A 16,431-nucleotide genomic window follows, 5' to 3' on the forward strand; every position below is an offset into this window, starting at 1 on the left:
GGCAGTTCCCTTCGCGAGCGAGCTATTTGTAGCTGTAGGTGGTGCCGGCCGGCAGCGGCAGCTCGGTCTCGCGCTGCATCTGGCTCTTCGGCCACACCACATAGGATTTGTCGTCGATATATTGCAGCACCACCGGGAACGAGCGCGCGTTCTGCCCGGCATACTGCTCTCCCTCGCCGTAGAACTTCACGCCGTAGCCGAGCATGGTGCCGCCCTCGGGTATGTCGGTGTCGAGCGCGGCCTTGCGCAGCGCATCCGGATCGACGCCGCCATACTTCTTGATCGCGCGCGGCAATACGTCGTCGAGGAAGACATAGGCGTTGGCCGCGCCGATGCCGACATGGGCGGATCGGATCGGCACGCCGGGCTTCAGCCGGTCAAACTCCTCGCCGACCATCTTGATGACCGGCGGCAGCTTGGGATCCATGTTCTTCTGGTTGGCAAGCCAGATCGAGATCGGGTCGGTGTTGAAGAGATAGTTGGCGTCGGTGCCGAGCCCTTCCTTCAGCTTTTCGTAGACGCCGTAGCCCGCGCCATGGCCGACGATGGCGCCGAACTTCAATCCCTGCTCGCGGGCCTGGCGGAACAGCAGGGTAATGTCCGGATTGTAGCCGGTGTGGAAGATCACGTCGGGCTTGGCGCGCTTCAGCTTGGTCACCAGCGCCGACAGATCGGGCGCGGTCGCCGAATAACCCTCCTTGAGCACGATGTTGAAGCCGGCCTTCTTGGCGCCGGCCTCATTGCCCTTGGAGACGTCGACGCCATAGGCGCCGTCCTCATGGATGATGGCGACGCGGAGGTCCTTCGGCTCCTTGCCGAACTTGGACATGGAGTATTGCGCGATGAAGTCGGTCGTCATCATGCCGTACTGGTTGCCGGCGGCCTGCGGACGGAACACGTATTTGTAATTCTTGCCGTCGAACACGCCGGAGGAAATGCAGGTCGTGATCCACATGAACTTCTTCATCTGCTCGACCCGCGCCGACACCGGCACGCATTGCGCCGAGGAGAAGAAGCCCATCACCATGTCGACCTTTTCCTGCTCGAGCAGCCGGACGGCCTCGTTGATCGCGATGTCGGGCTTGCTCTGCGCGTCGGCATAGACGGCCTCGACCTTGTAACCCTCGACGCCGGTCTTGGCGTAATGGTCGAGCATGATCTTGACGCCGGTGTATTGCAGCTCGGAGCCGCCGCCGGCCAGCGGGCCGGTCAAATCGAAGATCACGCCGATCTTGATCTTCTTGTCCTGCGCATGCGCTGCATTGGCCACACCAAGCGCCGCAAGCGCGACAGATAGACCCGCAAGCCAGCGGGCAGCCCTCCTGACCGGCATGAATCCCTCCCCAGAGATTGTGCACTGCATTTTTTGTTGTCGTGCCGCCCTATCACAGGGGGAGCGGCCGATGATGTCAAGCGCGATGGCTGCGTCCGCACCGCGCAGGCTTGCGCAAAGTTTCGGCGGAACGGTGCCGACGCACGGTGCTCGGGCGCGCGCGTGGCAGCGGCAATTTATCCGCGGGGCCGTTCCATGCCGGCCCGTTTGATGGCCGCGAGCAAGATATCGCTGTCCGAGACAAGAAAATCGATCAGGCGCTTGGCGGCTTCCGGCGCTTGCGCGTCGCTGACGATCGCGGCCGTGAAGGTCTGGACCAGCTGGAAATCTGGCGGCAACAAACCGACAACTTCGATGCCACCCTCCTGAACCAGTTCGCTGGTCGGGCCGATCGAGAGATTTGCCTTGCCTGCTCTCAGCGCTTCGGCCGCTTCGGTTCCGCGCGCCTCGAGGGTGAGCCTGACCGTGTCCGGCAAGTTCAGCCTGGGGAAAACCTTGTCGCGGACGTACTGTCCGCTCGTGCTGCTCGGCGCCACCACCTCGCCGGCATCGATCAAGGCTTTCCTGAGCGCGACATCATTGCCGATGTCCGGCTTGCGAGAGCCTGCTCGAACCGCCGCGGCCAAAGGTGCCGTCGCCAGTCCGGCTTCCGATCCCGCACGAATTCGGCCGTCTTCGGTCAGACTTCGAAGCCCCTCGCGCGAAAGGATCACCACATCCGCTTTGGTGCCGTTCGCAAGCTGGTGCCTGATCGTCTTCGGACCGGTGCCCTCCGACGCGCCCGATCCGGTCTCCACCCCGATGCCCGTGCTTCGCTCGAATTCAGGCAGCACGTCGCGGTAGACCGTGGCGAAACCACCCGAAATGATGACCTTGATCGTGTTGGGGCCATCGGCGATTGCCGGTGTCGACGCAGCGGCAGCGGTGCCTTGCTCGGTCATTGCGCATTCCTTTGCCTAGGCCGGCAGCTGCGTCTCGATGAATGCGGTGACGAAGCGCGGCATTGCGGGAGTGAGATCGGCGCGGCTGCGCACCAGATGGATGCCCGCAAGCTCGGGATTTGCCTGGCGCGCGAGATTGGCCTCGATCCGCGCCCGCAGCGCGTCACCGGGCATATCGACGCGCAGGATCCGCATCATCGCAAGCGCAGGCCCGGTGTAGATGCAGTGCCAATCGGCGTCGCCGCGGCAATCCGATGGCAACAATCCCGTCTCCTCCTCGAGTTCGCGCATCACGCTTCCGGCGATATCGACCGTGTCGCCCCTGATATCGTCGAGATCGGGCGTCCCTGACGGGAAATAGATGCGGCCGGCATTCGCGGTCTGCTCGCCCATCACCCCGCACACGAAGGCGCCGTCGCTGGCGAGCAGCGCCCCCATGCCGAAACCGTTGAACACCTCGTGGTCCGGAAAGCCCCAGTCGCGCCAAGCGAGGAAGCTCGCGAAATCGGTCTCGAAATAGCTCGCGCTGAGCCGCTCGCCGGCGAAGACCGGATCGCGCCCGAGCAGCACACGGCCGTTCCACAGGTTCGGGTTCAGCCGCTGCTGCTCGGCGAAATGCGCGTCGATCTCGACGCGCCGCTCGTCCGCAAACGGCCAGGGACGCCGCTGCAAGGCAAGGTCGAGCGCGGTGACACGACAAATGAGCGGAGACTGCATATCCGAACGTGTTTACTTCGCGTTTCCGGTCGTCTTCTTGACCTGGTCGACGAACTTGTTGGTGTAGGTCTTGGTGACGTCGATGCCGGCCTTCGCGACATCGGGTGACCCTTCGCTGAACACCGCGAGCACGGCTTCCGCGCCCTTGGGGTCCATCTTGCCGGTCTCGGAATACATCGGGATCGTGTTCTTCAGGGCCGCGAGATACTGCGCCCTGTCCTTGCCGACGAGCTCGTCGGGCATCTTGGCCATGATGTCTTCGGCGCTGTGCGAATGGATCCAGGCCAGCGTCGCCATGATCGCATTGGTCAGCGCCTGCACCTCCTTCTCGTGGCCGTTGACCCAGGCCGCGGTCGAATACAGCGCGCCGCCGGGATATTCGCCGCCGAACACCGCAAGCGTGTCGTGCTGGGTGCGGGTGTCGCTGAGGATCTTGAGGTCCTTGTAGCTGCCCTGCAGCACGGTGACGGCAGGATCGAGCATCACGGCGGCGTCGATCTGGCCCTGCTCCATCGCGGCCACCGCAGTGGCGCCGAGGCCGACGCCGATTACGGCGGTGCCCGTAGGATCGAGGCCGTTCTTCTTCAAGAGATATTTCAGGAAGAAATCGGTCGAGGAGCCCGGCGCGCTGACGCCGACCTTCTTGCCGGCGAGATCCTTGATCGAGTTGATCTCGCCGGTGTGCTTCGGCGACACCACCAGCACGAGGCCGGGATAGCGGTCATAGACCACGAAGGCCTGCAGCTCCTGCTTCTTGGCCGCAAGATTGACGCAGTGGTCGAAATAGCCGGAGACGACGTCGGCGCTGCCGCCGAGCACGGCCTTGAGCGCATCCGAGCCGCCCTTGAGGTCGACCAGTTCGACCGCGAGCCCGGCCTTGTCGTATTCGCCGAGTTGCTTGGCCAGCACGGTGGGCAGATAGCACAGGCAAGCGCCGCCCCCGACCGCGATGGTGATCTTGCTTTGCGCCGCGGCAAGGCCCGTGGACAGGGTCAGCGCCAGCAGCATTCCGGCAAGCTTGCCAAGCAGTTTGTTCATGACGTCCTCCGTTCGACTGGCCGGCAAGATAGAGGAGCCGGCAGGCCTTGAGAAGGCGACTTTCCGACAGCTGGTCAAGCCTGGGGGGCGGCATAGCATCGCGGATACAAGAAAACGCAGAAGAAGCGCCAAAACCATAAGCACCAAGAATACTTCAAGGGAAACATCAAGGGAGGTCTTCATGAATCGTATTGCAACCGCGCTGTCGATCGCTACCGCCTTTGCCGCGGGCTGTGGCATCACCCATTTGCTGCGGCCGGCGCTCGCCGCCGAAAACATCACGGCGCGGGTCATCCACACCGGCGAGATGGAGGGCGACAAGCTCGGCGACGCCAACAAGGTCGGCTTCCGTTCCAAGATGTTCGTCTCCGCCGACGGCGCCACCGTCTCTATCCAGGACGGCAATGGGCCGAAGCACATGCATCCCAACACCAACGAGATGCAGTTCGTCCTCGAAGGCACCGGCACAGTCTGGCTCGGCGACAAGGAAGTGACGGTGAAGCCGGGCGACCTGATCGTGATCCCGAAGGGCACGCCGCATGGCGGCACCAAGCCGAACGGCCGCGCCATCAAGGCCATCGCGATCAAGACGCCGCCGCAGGCGCCGGATGATACCAAGCTGCTGGATTGATTACGGCCATCCTCAACGTCATTGCGAGCGAAGCGAAGGCAATCCATCTCTCCGGATAGGCGGACCCATGGATTGCTTCGTCGCTTCGTTCCTCGCAATGACGAAAGTCGCGCGCGCGCCGGCGCCGGTTCCATGACATGACACTTGACAGATAATTCACTTGCCCCAAGTTCGTTCGCTCCATAGTATGACGATCGTCATTTAATAGAAAGCTAGACCCATGAGCCTGGACGATCACCCCACGGTCAGGGCTGTGCGCGCTCGCAGCAGCGAACCGGTCCGCGACGTCCCGGTTTCATCGGAACTGATCAAGGACATCGCGCGCAGATGCGGAGCCGATGATGTCGGCATCATCGAGTTCGAACGGGCCGCCATCGCGCCGCAGCGGGACTTCATTCGCAAGGTCTATGGCCGGACGCGCTCCCTGCTCGCGATCGTCTGCCACATGAACCGCGAGCCGGTGCGCTCGCCCTCGCGCTCGGTCGCCAACGAGGAATTCCACAGCACCTACGATCACGTCAACGAAACCGCGCGTGCCATCGTTCGCGCGCTCGACGAGCACGGCATCCCGGCCTGCAACTCGGTTGCCGCGTTCCCGATGGAGATGGACCTGCCCAGGATCATGATGGTCCAGCACAAGCCGATAGCGGTGGAAGCCGGTCTCGGCCGCATGGGAATCCATCGCAGCGTCATCCACCCGAAATTCGGCAGCTTCGTCCTGCTCGGCACCATCCTGCTCGGATGCGAGGTCGACGCGCATGACCACCCGATCGACTACAATCCCTGCCTGGAGTGCAAACTGTGCGTCGCGGCCTGCCCGGTCGGCGCCATCAAGCCGGACGGCGGCTTCGATTTCCTGTCCTGCCACACCCACAACTATCACGACTTTCTCGGCAACTTCTCGCAGTGGGTGGAGAAGGTCGCGGATGCAAAGGACGCAAGGGATTATCGCGCCCGCGTTCCCCGCACCGAGACGCTAAACATCTGGCAATCGCTGTCGTTCAAGCCTGGCTACAAGGCGGCCTATTGCATTTCGGCTTGCCCGGCCGGCGAAGACGTGATCGGCCCCTTCCTCCACGATCGCGACGCCCACTTCTCCGATGTGGTGCAGCCGCTGATCGACAAGGACGAGTTCGTCTACGTGATCCCGGATACCGACGCCGAGGACACGGTGACGCGGCGCTTTCCGCACAAAAAACTTCAGCATGTCACGTCTGGCCGCCATACCGGCAGCCTGCAGGCCTATATCTTTTCGCTCTCGCTCGGATTCCAGCGCGGCAGGGCCCGAGGTCTGGATTTCGTGACGCATCTGCGCTTCACCGGCACGAGCGCGCTGGACATGACCGTTGCGATCAAGGGCAAGGATCTCCAGGTCGTGCCGGGACGGCATGTCGGAGAGGCGGCTCTGACCATCACCGCCGATACCCAGGCCTGGCTGCGCGTGCAGAACCGCGACCTCGAACTGGCCGACGCGATTGCCGCGAAGCTGGTGAGCTACAGCGACGAAGCATTGTTCGCCGCCTACATGCGGTGCTTCCCGCTCTGAGCCGCAGCGTAGATGCGTAGGGTGGCTTACGCCTTCAGCTATCCCACCCTACGCATCCTACTGCGCTGCTTCTTACTGCGCGGAATCGATCAGCTGTTCGAGATCGGCAATCAACCCCGGCCCGGTCGGCTGCCATCCAAGTTTCCTGCGCGTCTGCTCGCTGGAAGCCGCCATGTCGTATGCCGCGAACGTGCCGAGCCAGCCAAAGAAGGCCTGCGCCTCTTGCGGGGCGATGGATTTGACCGGCAGCTTCAGCCGCCGTCCGATCGTTTCGGCAATATCGCGCATCGAGACCCCCTCTTCCGCGACGGCGTGATACCTTGCGTTCGGCTCAGCCTTTTCGATGGCCAGCCGGTAGAGACGCGCCACGTCGAGAACATGCGCCGCCGGCCAGCGATTTTGCCCATCGCCGAGATAGGCGCACGCGCCCTTTTCGCGGTACACCGCGATCAAGGGGGTGATGAGACCCTGCCTGACGGGATCGTGGACCTGGGGAAGACGCATGGCCGACGCGCGGACGCCCTTTAGCGACAGGGCCGTCTGTTCCGACACACGGGGAAATGGGAAATCCGGCGATATCGTTTGGTCCTCAGTCGCGATCTGGCCGGGCGCGGCCAATCCCGCCAAGCCCCCGGTCACGATCAGCGGCCTGTCCGATCCGGCCAGAACAGAACCCAGCGCTTCGATGGCGCGGCGGTCGATCTCGCAACTCTTCGCGAAATTAGACCAGTCGTGAACGAAGCCCAGGTGAATGACAGCATCCGAAGCGCTCGCCCCCTTGCGTAAGCTATCAAGGTCCTCGAGCGAGCCGCGAAGAACCTCCGCGCCAATGGCAGAGATCGCGTTCGCCCCCTCGTCCGAACGGGCCACAACCAAGAACCTGATGTCCGGCGGCGATCAGGTCCTTGACGACGGGCGTGCCGATGAATCCGGTGGCACCAGTGACGAACACACGCATGAGGAAGTCTCCAGGTTTCGTTGGAGACAAATCTGGCCCTGCGCGCTATCCTGTTAAAGTAGTGACCTTATCATGGTATAATAGCTAACAGGATGAGCGAACCGCTCGCGCAAGAGAACCTGCTCGGCGCCTACCTGAAGGACCGCCGCAGCAAGCTCGATCCGGCCGTGTTCGGCTTTCCGCCGGAGCGGCGGCGCACGCCGGGCCTGCGCCGCGAAGAGGTGGCGCAGCGCGCCAACATCAGCGCGACCTGGTACACCTGGCTCGAACAGGGCCGCGGCGGCGCGCCCTCGGCCGATGTGCTCGACCGCATCGCGCGTGCGCTGATGCTGACCGATGTCGAGCGCGAGCATCTGTTCCTGCTCGCCCTCGGCCGCACGCCCGAGGTGCGCTACCAGAAGAGCGAAGGCGTCACCCCCCGGCTGCAGCGCGTGCTCGACGCGCTGGAGCCGCGCCCCGCCGTGATACGCACCGCAACCTGGGATATCGTCGCCTGGAACCGGGCCGCGACCGTCATGCTGACGGACTACGGATCGCTGCCGGCGCGCGAGCGCAACGTGCTGCGCTTCATGTTCCTCGATCCGCGCGTCCGCGCGGCACAACATGACTGGGCCAGCGTGGCGCGCTTCGTGGTCGGCGCCTTCAGGGTGGACGCTGCGCGCGCCGGCGCAGCTGCCGAGGTGCAACCCTTCGTCGACGAGTTGTGCCGGCTCAGCCCGGAATTCGCGGCGCTGTGGCGCGACAATGACGTGCGAGCCCATGGCGAGGGCGTCAAGCAGCTGCGGCACCCGATCCTGGGTCAGGTCAAGTTCGAATATTCGGCGTTCGCGGTCGATGGCCGGCCCGACCTCAGCATGATCGTCTACAATCCGATTGACCCGGAGGTGACGGAGAATATCCGCGGGTTGATCGAGGCAGTACCCTAATCATGCGTCACCGGCGTCGGCCGCCACACCAGCAGCCGATTCTCGACCATCGTCACGCCCATGTCGATCAGGATGACGAAGGCGGACAGCACGAACATGCCCGCGAACACGCCGGCGACGTCGAAGACGCCCTCGGCCTGCTGGATCAGGTAGCCGAGGCCGGCGGCGGAGCCGAGATATTCGCCGACCACCGCGCCGACCACGGCAAAGCCGACCGAGGTGTGCAGCGAGGAGAACATCCAGGACAGCGCCGACGGCCAGTAGACGTGGCGCATCAGCTGCCGCTCGTTCATGCCGAGCATGCGGCCATTGTCGAGCACCGTGGTCGGCACTTCCTTGACGCCCTGGTAGACGTTGAAGAACACGATGAAGAACACCAAGGTCACGCCGAGCGCGACCTTGGACCAGACGCCGAGCCCGAACCACAGCGCGAAGATCGGCGCCAGCACCACGCGCGGCAGCGCGTTGACCATCTTCACATAGGGATCGAACACCGCGGCGACGCGCGGCTGCCGCGCGAACCAGAAGCCGACCAGAATGCCGCCGGCCGAGCCGATCACGAAGGCGAGGATGGATTCCCACAGCGTAATCGCGAGATGCTTCCAGATCACCCCGGTCGAGAACCATTTCACGATTTGGCTGAAGACGTCGAGCGGATTGGAGAAGAAGAACGGCGGCAACAGCACCTTGCCGAACACCGACACGGTGGAGAAGACCTGCCACAGCGCCAGCGTGACGACGGCGACCAGAACCTGCAGGGACAACAGTGTGACGCGCGACATCAGGCAGCTCCCGCCTGCGTCGACTGGACATAACCCTTCATAACCTCGTCCTTCAGCACGCCCCAGATCTCGCGGTGCAGGGCATGGAAATCCTTCTCCATCCGGATCTCGGCGATGTCGCGCGGCCGCGGCAGCGTGATGCGCCAGTCGCCGATGATGCGCGCGGAAGGACCGGCCGACATGATCACGACGCGATCGGCCAGCGCGATCGCCTCCTCGAGATCGTGGGTGACGAACAGCACCGCCTTGCGGTCGGCGCTCCACAATTCCAAGAGCAGATTGCCCATGATCTGCCGGGTCTGGGCGTCCAGCGGACCGAACGGCTCGTCCATCAGGAGGATCTTCGGATCGCGGATCAGGACCTGCGCCAGCGCAACACGCTTGCGCTGGCCGCCCGACAGCATGTGCGGATAGCGATTGGCGAAGGCGTCGAGCCCGACCGAGGTCAGCCATTTCTGCGCGCGCGCGAGCGCCTCGGCGCGCGGCGTGCCTGATATCTCGAGCCCGATCGCGACATTGTCGATCGCGGTCTTCCAGGGGAACAGCGCATCGGCCTGGAACAGGTAGCCGGCATCACGGTTGAGGCCGCTCAGCGGCTTGTCGAAGATCCTTGCTGTTCCGGCCGCGGGCTTGAGCAGCCCAGCCGTGACGTTCAGCAGCGTCGACTTCCCGCATCCGGTCGGACCGACAATGGCGACGAACTCGCCATGATCAACCGAAAGATTGGCCCGTTCGACCGCGGTATAGACGCGTCCATCCGCCAACCGAAACGCCACCGTCGCACTGTCAAGCGCGACCGCCGTCGGCTCCGTCATCGCCACGCATCCCTCCCGAACTTTCCGAGATGGCTTAGCGGTTCGGGCAGGCAAGTTCAACGCAGGAAGATGGCGTAGCAAACAAGGCTGTGGTCACGCGATTTTCAGACAGGCCGGGGTTGCGCAATTGCGCAACCGGGTTGCGCATTGCGCCGACATCGTCGAGGCTGCAGCCCAAAGCGACGAACAAGGAGACAATCATGCGGATCGCAGTGGTGGGCGCCGGAGGCGTCGGGGGCGGCTTTGGTGCGGCGCTCGCGCATGCCGGCGCCGACGTCACCTTTATCGCGCGCGGCGCTCATTTGGCCGCCATGCGCAGCGAGGGGCTGAAGGTTCAGGGTGGCCGCGGCGAAACCCATCTGGTCCCGACCCAGGCGACCGACGATCCGGCAAGCGTCGGCCCGGTCGATATCGTGCTGTTCTGCGTCAAGCTGTGGGACGTCGAGAGCGCCGGCCAACACATCAGGCCGATGGTCGGCCCCGACACCGCGGTGATCCCGCTGCAGAACGGCATCGACGCGCCCGACAGGCTGGTCCCGATTCTGGGACGCAACGCGGTGATGGGCGGCGTGGCACAGATCTCGGCCTCGATCATCAAGCCTGGCGTCATCAACCAGGTCGGCACCTTCATGCGCATGATCTTCGGTGAGCTCGACGGCCGCATCACGCCGCGCGGCAAGGCGCTGCTCGATCTCTGCCTGAAGGCCGGCTTCGACGCGACCTTGAGCGAGCAGATCAACACCGAGCTCTGGATGAAGTTCGTCGGCCTCGCCACCAATGCCGGCATGACCGCGGTCACAAGGCTGCCGATCGGCAAGCTGCGCGACGATCCCGATTTGCGCCCGCTCTTCGTATCGGCTTGCGAGGAGATCATCGCCATCGCGCACGCCAACGGCATCAGGCTGCCGCCGGATGCGCTGACGAAAGTGCTCGACTTCATCGGACACGCGCCGCCGGCGATGAAGGCCTCGATGGCGCTCGATCTCGAGCGTGGCAACCGGCTCGAACTGCCGTGGCTGAACGGCAAGGTGGTCGAGTTCGGCCGCAAGCTCGGCGTCCCGACGCCGACGCACGACATGCTCTATGCGGTGTTGAAGCCCTATGCGATGGGCGCGCCGTCCTGATAGCCCAGCAGAACCGAAATCTGCCGGCCGGCCTCGCGCACCAGCTTTGAATATTCCAATAGCTTCCGCTCGTCGATGCGCGCGCTCGGTCCGTAGAGGCCGACCGAACCGACCACCTCGCCGCGGTGATCGAAACAAGGCGCGGAGACGGCAACCGCGCCGGCGAAGATCTCGCCATGGCTGGTCGCATAGCCGTTGCGCCGCGCAAAGGTCAGCGCGTCCTCGAGCCGCGCACGGTCCGCGCTCTTTGCAATGCTGGCAAGAAGCGCGGCTTGCCGCTTCGGGTCCATGAAGGCCAGCATCGCCTTGCCGGTCGATCCCTGGATCAGGCTCAGACTGTGGCCGACGCCGCGGCTGATCGAGAGCACGTGACGGCTCTCGCATTCGAGGATGCAGATGCCGCGATCGTCCTGCTCGCGGAACAACGCTGCGGTCTCGCCGGTCGCCTCGCGCAGGCCTTCGACGACCGGGCGCGCGATCGCGACCACCTCGAGACCCTTCAGCCAGACATGGGCCAGCTTCATCACGCCGTGCGACAACCGGAAACGCTGCGGGTCGCCTTCGGCCTGGATCAGGTCGCGCTGCGCCAGCGTCTGCAGCAGGCGATAGAGCGTCGGCCGGCTCAGCCCGACCCGCTTCTGGATCTCGATCACGCTCATCGCCGGCTGATCCGGCGTGAAGCATTGCAGGATCGCGATGGCGCGGTCGACGGCCCGCACGCCTGACGCCCCCTGCTCCGCGTCCAGAACCTCTGCCTTCGGTTTCTTTGCCATCCGTCCACATCCGCAAAATCGGCAGGGGCGCGCTGCATCCAGCGCGCTTGACCAAGCGGCCCGCGCGGATAGTATCGCAAATTATGAGAATAATGTCCACTAGATGGACATGCGAAAAATCGACGGGAGGATTGGAATTGCTGGAGACAAACACCTCGCGCAGATGGGCCGCGGCCGCGATCGCCACGCTGATGCTCACAGCGCCGCTGGCGTACGCCGCACCCGACGGCTCAGGCATCTCGGACGGCGTAGTGCGGATTGCGGTGCTGGGTGACTACGGCAGCGGCCGCGATCTCGGCGGGCCGGGCTCGGTGACCGCCGCCAAGCTTGCCGCTGAGGATTTTCACAACAAGGTGCTGGGCAAGCCGATCGAGATCATCTCGGCGGATCACCAGAACAAGCCGGACGTCGCGGTCGGAATCGCGCGGCAATGGTTCGACGTCGAGCATGTCGACGCGGTGACCGATCTCGCCGTGAGCTCGGTCGGACTCGCCGTCGCCGGCCTTGCAACGCAGAGCAACCGCACCGCGCTGGTCTCGGGCGCCGCGACGTCCGATTTGACCGGCGACAAATGCTCGCCCGTCGTCACGCATTGGGCCGACGACACCTACGCACTGTCGGCCGGCCTGGTCGGCGAGCTGAGCCGCCGCGTCGGCAAGGAATGGTTCTTCGTCGCGGTCGATTACTCGTTCGGCACCGCGATGGTGAAGGACGCCTCGCGCGCGGTGACCGATACGGGCGGCAAGGTGCTCGGCGCGGTGCGCTATCCCTTCAACACCACCGACTTCTCATCCTTTTTGCTGGCCGCGCAGAGCTCCGGCGCCAAGGTGGTGGCGCTGGCCGGCACCGGCGCCGACACCGTCAACGCGGTGAAGCAGACCCACGAATTCGGCCTGCAACAGGGCGGGCAGACCATCGTCGGCATGCTGACCTTCATCTCCGACGTCCATTCGATCGGCCTGCGCGACGCGCAGGGCATGTACATCGCGTCCCAATACTACTGGGATGATGACGACGGCACCCGCGCCTTCGCCAAGCGCTTCATCGAGATCGAGAAGCGTGAACCGACCAAATTGCAGGCCGCGACCTACGCCGCCGTGCGCCACTATCTGAAGGCGATCGAGGCCGGCGGCAGCGACGAGGCGAAGGTGGTTAACGGCGAGATGCGCAAGCTGCCGGTCGATTTCTTCGGCCGCCCCGCGCACATCCGCAAAGACGGCCGCGTCGTCTACGACCTCTCGCTCTACCGCGTGAAGAAGCCGGATGAGAGCAAATATCCCTGGGACTACTACCAGAAGATCGCGGCCATCCCCGGCGACAAGGCCTTCCGCCCCGAGGGAACGGGCGGCTGCAAGCTCGACAAGTAGGACGCACCATTATCGCCGCGACGCGCGGTCGCGCATGCAAGATCAAGGAGGAGCCGATGCCGCTTCGCAACGATTTCGATCAGCTTGTTGACGTCAAGGGTGGCTTCATCAGCCGCGAGATCTTCGTGGACGCCGATATTTATCGGCAGGAGCTCGACAAGGTCTTCACGCGCGCCTGGCTGCTGGTCGGGCACGAAAGCCTGGTGCCCAATCCCGGCGACTTCTACACCTCGCGGATGGGCGAGGAATCCGTGATCCTCTGCCGCGACAAGAAAGGCGATATCCACGTCTTTCTGAATTCGTGCCGGCACCGCGGCATGAAGGTGTGCCGCTACGAGCAGGGCAACACGTCGTTGTTCACCTGCCCCTATCACAGCTGGACCTACACCACCGACGGCAAGCTGCAGGGCGTTCCGCTGCACCGGACGCTGTATGACGGGGTGCTCGACCGCGAGGCCAACTCGCTGGTCTCGGTGGCGAAGCTCTGCAACTACAAGGGCTCGATCTGGGCGACCTGGGACAAGGACGCGCCCGACTTCATCACCTATCTCGGCGATGCCAAGATCCATCTCGACCAGGCGCTCGACTGCCGCGACGGCCGCGAGGGCGGCTCCGAGGTGATCGGCGTCCACAAATGGGTGTTCCCCGCTAATTGGAAATTCGCCGCCGAGAATTTCCTCGGCGACACCTATCACAACCCGAGTCATCGCTCGGTTGACCTGATCGGCATAGGCCCGAGCGCTGCCGCCGGCAAGAAGGGCCGCCGCGACGACGAGCTGGAGAAGGCGCAGCACGTCTGGATCAGCTTTCCGGAAGGCCATGGCGTGCACAGCGCGATCCAGCCGGAGGCCAATGAATACATCGAGTCCTTCCTCGACAACCCGATCCTCGAAAAATACTTCCGGCACTGTTTCGAGGAACGCAAGCGGCGGCTCGGCGAAGGGGCGCGGCTGCTGCCGTTCGTCGGCACGATCTTCCCCAACACCTCCTATCACGGCCGCCAGCCGCGCGGACTTTGCGCCTGGCATCCGCACAGCCCGACCTCGACCGAAGGCTGGCGCTTCTTCCTGGTCGACAAGGACGCGCCGAACGAAGCCAAGGAATATCTGCGCCGCTACTACATGCGCTACTCCGGCCCCGCCGGCATGACCGAACAGGACGACATGGAGAACTGGCTCTATGCGACCGCGGCGAGCACCGGCACGGTGGCGCGGCGCTATCCCTTCAACTATCAGCAGTCGATGGGCGCCTACGTCACCGATCATCCGCTCGGCGGCGATGTCTCCACGCAAGTCACTGAGCAGATCGCGCGCGGCTTCTATCGCCGCTGGACCACCTACATGCAGGGCGGCGACTGGCACGAACTGCTCGGATCACCCGCCGGCAACCGGCAGGCCGCAGAATGAGCGCGCCCGCAAAAACCGTCCTCGTCAGCGGGGGCACCTTCGGCATCGGCCGCGCGATCACGCTCGGCCTCGCGCGGCGCGGCCACGCGGTGGTCGCCTTCGGTCTCGAGGCGGCGCAGGTCTCGAGTACCGCGCAGAACGCCATTCCGGCCCTGCGCGACGAGCTTGATCGCGAAGGCCTCTCCGCCGAACTGATGGAAGCCGACGTATCGCGGGCCGGCGATGTCGCCAAGGTGGTCGCCCACACGATGGCGCGGTTCGGGCGCATCGACGGCGTCGTCAACAACGCCGCGATCGGCCCGCTCGGCACAGTGCTCGACACCGACGAGGCGCTGTTCGACCGGATCATCGCCGTCAATCTGAAAGGACCCTATCTGACTAGCCGCGCCGCGATCCCGCACATGATCGCGCAAGGCGGCGGCTCGATCGTCAACATCGGATCCGGCGCCGGCTGGGGCAAGCCGAACATGGCGGTCTACAGCGCGAGCAAGGGCGGCGTTGTCGCGCTGAGCGCAGCGATGGCCTACGACTTCTTCCACCAGCGCATTCGCGTCAACACCGTGATTCCCGGCGGCGGCGGCATCGTCAGCGGCATGAGCCTCGGTCGTGTCGGCGGCGATGCGGCGCGTTTCGGCAAGGGCGCGCCGGGCACCGCCGCGGGCCGCGTCGCCGCCGGTGACGACATCGCCAATGTGGTCGCCTTCCTGCTGTCGCCGGAAGCCGAAACGCTGTCCGGCACCGTGATCGATGTCGGCTGCTTCGCCCAGCAGGGCGGACCGATCCCGCCCAAGCCGGCGCTCTGACAACCCCTGCGATGCCTGATGAGGAGATAGCGATGACGACGACCGTTCAGGATCAGGACCAACAACAACACGCCGGCAACGCCGCGATCGAGCGATCGGCGGCCTACTACCGGCTGAAGGCCGATGTCGAGGATTTCTACTACCACGAGGCCGATTTGCTCGACGACCGTCGCTTCCGCGACTGGCTCGAGCTACTCACCGACGACATCAGCTATTTCATGCCGATCCGCCGCAACGTGAAGTTCGGCCAGCAAGCTGCGCGCGAGAATACCAAACGCGGCGAAGGCATCAGCTGGTTCGACGAGGACAAATGGACATTGACCAAACGGGTCGAGCAGATCCTGACCGGGGTGCACTATGCCGAGGAGCCGCTGTCGCGCATCACGCACATGGTCAGCAATGTGCAGATCAAGGGCGCGCGGCCGGATATCGAGGCGGCGCGCGAGCTCGACGTCACCAGCCGCTTCCTCGTCTACCAGAACCGCGTCGAGTACGAGACCTACATCTTCGTCGGCCGCCGCAACGACGCGCTGCGCTTGACCGACACTGGCTGGAAGATCGCGCGGCGCGAGATATTGCTTGAACAGAGTATCCTGCTGGCCAAGAATCTCACGACGTTCTTTTGAGCGCGTCCAAGGATTGCAAGGGTAGCGATGATTGACGTGATGGCGATCAAGGTGGGGACGCGGCTGAAACTGGAGGCCGGCGTCGTCGCCGAAGTGGTGGAGAACATGGACGATGGCCAGTGTCTGCAGGTGCGCTATCTGGAGTGCCCTGCCCGGCCCGCCGACGTTGGCACGGTGGAGCTGTGCCACGCCCAGGACGTCATCAAGGTGCTCAGCGAGTAGTCCCAGTCAACGGACCGACGATCATGCTGCGATTTGAATACATGCCGAGCGATTTTCATCCGCTGTTCCTGTTCCTCGGCGAATCTGCCGATCTCGCCGCCCTGGCAATGCTGCTGCGGCGCTTTGCCGAGGACCCGCAGACCATTGCCGTCGCGGAGCGGATTCCCGGCGCCGTCTCGCGCGACGCGCTGGTGCTGGCGCCTGCCGACGACGAATTCGGCATGCGCGATCTCGGCGGCCGCTTTGCCTGGAAACTGACCGATTGGCAGGCGGAGCGGATCGCCGAGCGCATCGAGCTGTTAACCCCTCAGGATAACAAGTCCGGCTCGGAGATCGTCGAGATCGGCAGCGTCGGCGAGATCCCGGTCAAGCTGTCGCGCGGCGAATTCACCGACGACTTCCTGATCACGCGCAGATAGCGGA

At 64.4% G+C, this 16,431-nt stretch carries 18 protein-coding genes and 1 pseudogene; 10 read left to right on the forward strand and 9 right to left on the reverse strand.

All coding sequences use genetic code 11. From position 1 onward, the window contains the following. Positions 1 to 22: 22 nt before the first annotated feature. The 4 genes from ACVMB1_RS21575 to ACVMB1_RS21590 form a co-directional block, all read right to left on the reverse strand. Complete coding sequence (locus ACVMB1_RS21575) at positions 23 to 1,333, reverse strand: ABC transporter substrate-binding protein (RefSeq protein ID WP_076824302.1); 1,311 nt, start codon at positions 1,331 to 1,333, stop codon at positions 23 to 25. A 176-nt stretch (positions 1,334 to 1,509) separates the two neighbouring features. After that, the gene (locus ACVMB1_RS21580; protein ID WP_076824300.1) at positions 1,510 to 2,274 is read right to left on the reverse strand and encodes a substrate-binding domain-containing protein; all 765 of its coding nucleotides are present in this window, start codon (positions 2,272 to 2,274) and stop codon (positions 1,510 to 1,512) included. Positions 2,275 to 2,289: 15 nt separating this feature from the next. Next, entirely contained in the window at positions 2,290 to 2,991 is a 702-nt protein-coding gene (locus ACVMB1_RS21585) for a hypothetical protein (RefSeq protein ID WP_076824298.1), read from the reverse strand. Between the two features lie 12 nt (positions 2,992 to 3,003). After that, positions 3,004 to 4,029, reverse strand: coding sequence for an ABC transporter substrate-binding protein (locus ACVMB1_RS21590; protein ID WP_057015070.1), 1,026 nt, complete (start codon positions 4,027 to 4,029; stop codon positions 3,004 to 3,006). Between the two features lie 181 nt (positions 4,030 to 4,210). Between ACVMB1_RS21590 and ACVMB1_RS21595 the strand changes: the two genes are divergently transcribed. Continuing rightward, positions 4,211 to 4,660, forward strand: coding sequence for a cupin domain-containing protein (locus tag ACVMB1_RS21595; protein ID WP_057015069.1), 450 nt, complete (start codon positions 4,211 to 4,213; stop codon positions 4,658 to 4,660). Between the two features lie 220 nt (positions 4,661 to 4,880). Further along, the gene (locus ACVMB1_RS21600; protein WP_057015068.1) at positions 4,881 to 6,206 is read left to right on the forward strand and encodes a 4Fe-4S binding protein; all 1,326 of its coding nucleotides are present in this window, start codon (positions 4,881 to 4,883) and stop codon (positions 6,204 to 6,206) included. A 72-nt stretch (positions 6,207 to 6,278) separates the two neighbouring features. On the opposite strand, the pseudogene ACVMB1_RS21605 reads toward ACVMB1_RS21600, so the two are convergent. Continuing rightward, positions 6,279 to 7,164 (reverse strand): annotated as a pseudogene (locus ACVMB1_RS21605) (SDR family oxidoreductase). Between the two features lie 92 nt (positions 7,165 to 7,256). Between ACVMB1_RS21605 and ACVMB1_RS21610 the strand changes: the two are divergent. Next, the gene (locus ACVMB1_RS21610) at positions 7,257 to 8,090 is read left to right on the forward strand and encodes a helix-turn-helix transcriptional regulator (protein WP_057015066.1); all 834 of its coding nucleotides are present in this window, start codon (positions 7,257 to 7,259) and stop codon (positions 8,088 to 8,090) included. Here ACVMB1_RS21610 and ACVMB1_RS21615 read toward each other — a convergent pair. From ACVMB1_RS21615 to ACVMB1_RS21625, 3 genes are read right to left on the reverse strand one after another with little or no spacing between them, the layout of a single operon-like run. Beyond that, entirely contained in the window at positions 8,087 to 8,872 is a 786-nt protein-coding gene (locus ACVMB1_RS21615; protein WP_057015065.1) for an ABC transporter permease, read from the reverse strand. The genes ACVMB1_RS21610 and ACVMB1_RS21615 overlap by 4 nt on opposite strands. After that, the gene (locus ACVMB1_RS21620; protein WP_076824296.1) at positions 8,872 to 9,687 is read right to left on the reverse strand and encodes an ABC transporter ATP-binding protein; all 816 of its coding nucleotides are present in this window, start codon (positions 9,685 to 9,687) and stop codon (positions 8,872 to 8,874) included. The genes ACVMB1_RS21615 and ACVMB1_RS21620 overlap by 1 nt, the downstream gene beginning before the upstream one ends. 34 nt (positions 9,688 to 9,721) lie before the next feature. After that, positions 9,722 to 9,889, reverse strand: coding sequence for a hypothetical protein (locus tag ACVMB1_RS21625; protein WP_168857129.1), 168 nt, complete (start codon positions 9,887 to 9,889; stop codon positions 9,722 to 9,724). Here ACVMB1_RS21625 and ACVMB1_RS21630 point away from each other — a divergent pair. Then, on the forward strand, positions 9,888 to 10,811 hold the full coding sequence (locus ACVMB1_RS21630) for a ketopantoate reductase family protein (RefSeq protein ID WP_057015111.1): 924 nt from the start codon (positions 9,888 to 9,890) through the stop codon (positions 10,809 to 10,811). The two genes, ACVMB1_RS21625 and ACVMB1_RS21630, sit on opposite strands and share 2 nt — an antisense overlap. On the opposite strand, the gene ACVMB1_RS21635 is transcribed toward ACVMB1_RS21630, so the two are convergent. After that, positions 10,787 to 11,584: an IclR family transcriptional regulator gene (locus ACVMB1_RS21635; protein ID WP_057015063.1), complete on the reverse strand. Its 798-nt coding sequence runs from the start codon at positions 11,582 to 11,584 to the stop codon at positions 10,787 to 10,789. The genes ACVMB1_RS21630 and ACVMB1_RS21635 overlap by 25 nt on opposite strands. Before the next feature lie 131 nt (positions 11,585 to 11,715). On the opposite strand from ACVMB1_RS21635, the gene ACVMB1_RS21640 reads away from it, so the two are divergent. The 6 genes from ACVMB1_RS21640 to ACVMB1_RS21665 are packed head-to-tail and all read left to right on the forward strand — an operon-like array spanning position 11,716 to position 16,427. Then, positions 11,716 to 12,951, forward strand: a complete 1,236-nt coding sequence (locus ACVMB1_RS21640) for an ABC transporter substrate-binding protein (protein ID WP_076824293.1) — start codon at positions 11,716 to 11,718, stop codon at positions 12,949 to 12,951. Between the two features lie 56 nt (positions 12,952 to 13,007). Further along, positions 13,008 to 14,357: an aromatic ring-hydroxylating oxygenase subunit alpha gene (locus tag ACVMB1_RS21645; protein ID WP_076824291.1), complete on the forward strand. Its 1,350-nt coding sequence runs from the start codon at positions 13,008 to 13,010 to the stop codon at positions 14,355 to 14,357. Continuing rightward, positions 14,354 to 15,160 carry an SDR family NAD(P)-dependent oxidoreductase gene (locus ACVMB1_RS21650; protein ID WP_076824289.1) on the forward strand — a complete coding sequence of 269 codons (807 nt, stop codon included), beginning with the start codon at positions 14,354 to 14,356 and terminating at the stop codon, positions 15,158 to 15,160. Before ACVMB1_RS21645 ends, ACVMB1_RS21650 begins: the two co-directional genes overlap by 4 nt. Positions 15,161 to 15,192: 32 nt before the next feature. Continuing rightward, positions 15,193 to 15,786 (forward strand): 3-phenylpropionate/cinnamic acid dioxygenase subunit beta, encoded by a 594-nt coding sequence (locus tag ACVMB1_RS21655; RefSeq protein WP_141341381.1) that lies wholly within the window; start codon positions 15,193 to 15,195, stop codon positions 15,784 to 15,786. Between the two features lie 39 nt (positions 15,787 to 15,825). Further along, positions 15,826 to 16,008, forward strand: coding sequence for a hypothetical protein (locus tag ACVMB1_RS21660; protein WP_076824309.1), 183 nt, complete (start codon positions 15,826 to 15,828; stop codon positions 16,006 to 16,008). Positions 16,009 to 16,031: 23 nt separating this feature from the next. Then, on the forward strand, positions 16,032 to 16,427 hold the full coding sequence (locus tag ACVMB1_RS21665; protein ID WP_076824287.1) for a hypothetical protein: 396 nt from the start codon (positions 16,032 to 16,034) through the stop codon (positions 16,425 to 16,427). Positions 16,428 to 16,431: the final 4 nt, after the last annotated feature.

The organism is Bradyrhizobium sp. USDA 4504, assembly GCF_054063995.1.